Origin of the sequence: Kitasatospora sp. NPDC047058 (assembly GCF_040643935.1) — a bacterium.
Classification (GTDB): Bacteria; Actinomycetota; Actinomycetes; order Streptomycetales; family Streptomycetaceae; genus Kitasatospora.
In genome coordinates, this window is sequence record NZ_JBEYVJ010000451.1 from 1 (window position 1) to 5,021 (window position 5,021).

General features: G+C 77.8%; 2 protein-coding genes. Both read left to right on the top strand.

The window, feature by feature from the left end:
* Nucleotides 1–2,052 (top strand): phosphopantetheine-binding protein (locus tag ABZ885_RS35150; RefSeq protein ID WP_360198038.1); only part of this gene is annotated, 2,052 nt, incomplete at its 5' end.
* Between the two features lie 62 nt (nucleotides 2,053–2,114).
* A partial coding sequence (locus ABZ885_RS35155; protein ID WP_360198041.1) for an amino acid adenylation domain-containing protein occupies nucleotides 2,115–5,021 on the top strand: 2,907 nt, incomplete at its 3' end.

Below are 5,021 nucleotides of genomic sequence, written 5' to 3' on the forward strand. Positions count from 1 at the left end.
CTGGCCCGCGGCTATCTGGGCCGCCCGGGGCTGACCGCCGAGCGCTTCGTCCCCTCCCCGCTGGGCGGCGGCGAGCGGCTGTACCGCAGCGGCGACCTCGCCCGCCGGCTGCCGGTGGGGGCACCTCCCGGCCGCCAGGCCGGGGGAGGCACGCTGGAGTACCTGGGCCGGATCGACCAGCAGGTCAAGGTCCGCGGGCACCGAGTGGAGCTCGGCGAGATCGAGGGGGAGCTGGGCGCCCACCCGGGCGTGCGGCACGCGGCCGTCCTGCCCCGCGAGGCGCCGGACGGCGGCACCGGGCTGGTCGCCTACCTCGTCCCCGAGGAGAACGGCTCGCCCGAGGAGCCGGCCGACCGTACCGGGGATTCCGAGCAGGTCGCCCAGTGGCGGACCGTCTTCGACACCGCCTACGACCAGTACGAGCAGGTGGGCGGCTCCGACCCGACGTTCAACATCCGCGGCTGGACGAGCAGTTACACCGGTGAGCCGATCCCGGCCGAGGAGATGCGGCACTGGGTGGAGGACACCGTCGCGCTGGTCCGGCGCACCGGGCCGCGCCGGGTCCTGGAGATCGGCAGCGGCACCGGCCTGCTGCTCTTCCGGCTGGCCGGCGACTGCGAGCAGTACACCGCCCTCGACCTGTCGGACAGCGCGGTCGCCCACGTCCGCCGCCACCTCCCGGCGCACTGGGAGCACGTCCGGCTGCTGCGCCGGGCCGGCCACGAGCTGGACGACCTGGCGGCCGGCGGGTTCGACACCGTGATCGTCAACTCGGTGGCCCAGTACCTGCCGAGCGCCGGCTACCTGGTCGAGGTCCTCACCGGGGCCGCCGCGCTGCTGGCGCCGGGCGGGCGGATCGTGGTCGGCGACGTCCGGCACCTGGCCCTGCTGGACGCCTTCCAGGTGTCGGTGCTGCAGCCGGGCCTGCCGGCCGGGGCGGCCGACGCGGAGCTGGCCCGGCAGGTCCGCCAGGCCGTCCGGCAGGAGGACGAGCTGCTGCTCGACCCGCGCTTCTTCGCGGCGCTGCGCCGGGAGATCCCGCGGATCGGCCGGGTGGAGGTGCTGCCGAAGCCCGGGCGCGACCGCAACGAGATGACCCGCTACCGGTACGACGTCGTCCTGCACCTGGACACCGAACCGGCGCCCGCCGCCGTGCCCACGGTGCCGTGGACCGGCGGCGAGCTGCGGGCGCTGCCGGACGGCTCGCCGCTGGTGGTCACCGGCATCCCGAACGCCCGGGTGCACGCCGACGCCCGCACCGCCGCGCGGCTCGCCGCGGGTGCGGGCCTGCCCACCACGGATGCCGCCGACACCGGCGAGCCCGTCGCGCTCGACCCGCAGGACCTGCGCGAGCTGGCCGACCGCCACGGACACGCCGTGGAGCTCAGCTGGGCGGCCGGCGACCCGCTGGGCCGCTTCGACGCCGCCTTCCGCCCCGCCGGCACCGAGCCGGAGACGGCGCTGCCGCCCGCCGGGGACGACGCGGGCCTGCCGTGGCCGCACTGGGCCAACGACCCGCACCGCGGCCGCGCCGCCCGCCGCCTGGTCCCCCGGCTCCGCTCCCACCTGCGGGAACGGCTGCCGGAGTACATGGTCCCGGAGGCCTTCGTCACGCTGGACGCGCTGCCGCTGACCGCCAACGGCAAGCTCGACCGGGCCGCGCTGCCGGCCCCGGACTGGTCCACCGGCTCGACCGCGCTGCTCGCCCCCCGCGACGACACCGAGCGGGCGCTCGCCGAGATCTGGAGCGCCGCCCTGGGCGTGGCCCGGATCGGGCTGGCCGACGACTTCTTCGACCTCGGCGGCCACTCCCTGCTCGCCGTGCAGGTGACCGCCGCCGTCCGCGAGTCGCTGGGCCGCGCACTGCCGGTGCGGGCGCTGTTCGAGGCGCCGGTGCTCGGCGAGTTCGCCGAGGCGGTGCGCCGCGCCCCGGCCGCCGGGGCCCCGGAGACGGCGGCCGCCCCGGTCCGCGAGGCCGTTCCGGCCGACGACGCCGGCTTCGACGACCTGTCCGCCGAGGACCTCGCCGAGCTGATGGGCGGGGACCGGTGACCGACCTCCGCACCCCGCGCAGCACCCCCGAGACCGACCCCGCCCCCGTGAAGGAGCACCCCGTGGCCACCGCCCCCCGCACCGCCGAGGTGCTGCCGGCCTCCGCCGCCCAGCGCCGGTTCTGGCTGATCGACCGGCTGGAGGGCCCCAGCGGCGTCTACAACACCGCCGCCGCCCTGCGGCTGCGCGGACCGCTGGCCACCGACCACCTCCGGCAGGCGTTCCAGCTGCTGGTCGACCGGCACGAGGCGCTGCGCACCGTCTTCCCGGCCCGGGACGGCGTCCCGGTCCAGCTGGTGCTGCCCCGCCGCGCCTTCGAGCTGGGCGTGACCGAGGCCGCCGGCGCCGGCGAGGTGGAGGTCCGGGAGCTGGCCGGCCGGCTCGCCGAGCAGCCGTTCGACCTGGCCAAGGGGCCGCTGCTGCGGGCCGAACTGATCGCCGTCGGGCCGCAGGAGCACCTGCTGGTCGTGGTGCTGCACCACATCGTGGTCGACCGCTGGTCCTTCGGCCTGCTGATGTCCGAACTCTCCGAGTGCTACGCCGCCCTGGCCGGGCGGCGGCCGGTCCGGCTGCCCGCCCTGCCGCTGCGCTACGCCGACCACGTGGCCGGCCGGCAGGCCCTGCTGGACGGCGGCCTCGGCGACCGGCTGCTCGGCCACTGGCGCGAGCGGCTGGCCGGTGCGCCGCAGGCGCTGGAGCTGCCCGGCGACCGCCCGCGCCCGGCGGTGCGCAGCTTCCGCGGCGCGACCGTGCCGGTGCGGCTGGACGCGGCCGTCTCGCAGGCGGTGCGCGACCTCGCCCGGGCCGCCGGGGCGACCCCGTTCATCGTGCTGCTCGCCGCCTTCCAGGCGGTGCTGGCCCGGCACGCGGGCACCGAGGAGGTGGTGGTGGCGACCGGGCCCGCCACCCGCGCCCCGGGCACCGAGCTGCTGGTCGGCGCGCTGGTCAACACGGTGCTGCTGCGCACCTCGCTGGCCGGCGACCCGGACTTCGCCCAGCTGGTGGCACGGGTGCGGGACACCGCGCTGGACGCCTTCGAGCACCAGGAGCTGCCCTTCGACCGGCTGGTGGAGGAGCTGGCGCCCAGCCGCGACCTGTCGCGCAACCCGCTGGCCCAGGTCGGCTTCGTGCTCCAGAACGCGCCGGCCACCACGCCCGCGCTGGCCGGCCTGGCCGTCGAGCCGGTGACCGTGGCCCGGGACAGCGCGCACCTGGACCTCGACCTCCAGCTGACCGAGGAGGACGGCTGCTTCACCGGCTTCGCCGAGTTCGCCCGGGACCTCTTCGAGGCCCCGACGGTGGCCCGGCTGCTCGGCCACTGGACCACCCTGCTGGGCGCCGCCGTCCGCACGCCGGACACCCGGCTGTCCGCCCTGCCCATGCTCACCCCGGAGGAGCTGGAGCAGGAGCTGCACGGCTGGAACGACACCGACGCCGAGCTCCCGGCCGGCCTGCGGGTGGACCAGCTGTTCGCCCGTCAGGCGGCCCGCACGCCGGAGGCGGTCGCGGTGGTCGACCAGGCCGGTTCCCTCGGCTACCGGGCGCTGGACGCCTGGGCCGGCCGGATCGCCCACCGGCTGCGGGAGCACGGCGTCGGACCGGACGTACCGGTGGCGCTCTGCCTGGAGCGCGGGGCGGGGCTCAGCGCCGCCATGCTGGGCACGCTGCGGGCCGGCGGCGCCTTCCTCGGACTGGACCCGTCCTACCCGGCCGACCGGCTGGCCTTCATGCTCGCGGACGCCCGTCCGGCCGTGGTGCTGGCCCACCGCTCCACCGCCGGCGCGCTCCCGGCCGGCACCCCGGTGCTGCTGCTGGAGGAGATCGCCGAGGACGGGCCGGAGTCCGGCCGCGGCGAGGCCGCTCCGGCGGGCGCCGGCGAGGCCAACCTGGCCTACCTGGTGTACACCTCGGGCTCCACCGGGCGCCCCAAGGGCGTCGCCGTCACCCACCGCTCCATCGTCAACACCTTCGCCGGACTGGCCCGTTCGCACGGCTTCGGGCCCGGCGACCGGATGATCGCGCTGCACTCGCCGAGCTTCGACCCGGCCGTACACGACTGCCTGGCCCCGCTGCTGACCGGCGCCACCGCCGTCTTCCCCGCACCGGACGCGGCCCGCGACCCGCGGCACTGGGCCGAGCTGGTCGCCCGCCACCGGGTGACCGTCTGGTCGATGGGACCGGCCGGCACCGAGGCGATGCTGGCCGCCGCCGAGGAGCACGGCCTGGCCCTGGACAGCCTGCGCGCCGCACTGGTCGGCGGGGACGTGCTGCCGCCCGCGCTGCCGCCGCGGCTGCGCGCCGCCGCACCCGGCTGCCGGGTGGTCAACTCGGCCGGGGTGGCCGAGGCCGCCTTCTGCAACAACGAGTACCGGGTGCCCGAGGACGCCGACCCGGCCGCCCCGGTCCCGTACGGGCACCCGCTGCCCAACCAGCGGCTGCTGGTGCTGGACGGGCTGCTGCGCGCGGTCCCGGCCGGGGTGCCCGGCGAGCTGTGCGTGGCGGGCGAGGGACTGGCCCGCGGCTACCTGGGCCGCCCGGGCCTGACCGCCGAGCGCTTCGTGCCGCACCCGTACCCCCGGGTGCCGGGCGAGCGCCTCTACCGTACCGGCGACCTGGCCCGCCGCCGGGCCGACGGCGAGCTGGAGCTGCTCGGCCGCGCCGACCACCAGGTCAAGATCCGCGGCTTCCGGGTCGAGCCGGGCGAGGTGACCGGCGTGCTGCTGGGCCACCCGGCGGTGGCCGAGGCGATCGTGGTGGCCCGTGAGGTGGCCCCGGGCGACCGGCGGCTCGCCGCGTACTGGGTGCCCGCCGCCGGTGCACCGGCGTCCGGCGCCGAGCTGGCCGCCTGGCTGCGCGACCGGCTGCCCGGCCACCTCGTCCCCGCGCTGTGGACGGAGCTGGCGGCCCTGCCGCTCTCCCCCAACGGCAAGGTGGACCGAGCGGCAACGGCGCCCAGGAGCCGCGCCTAC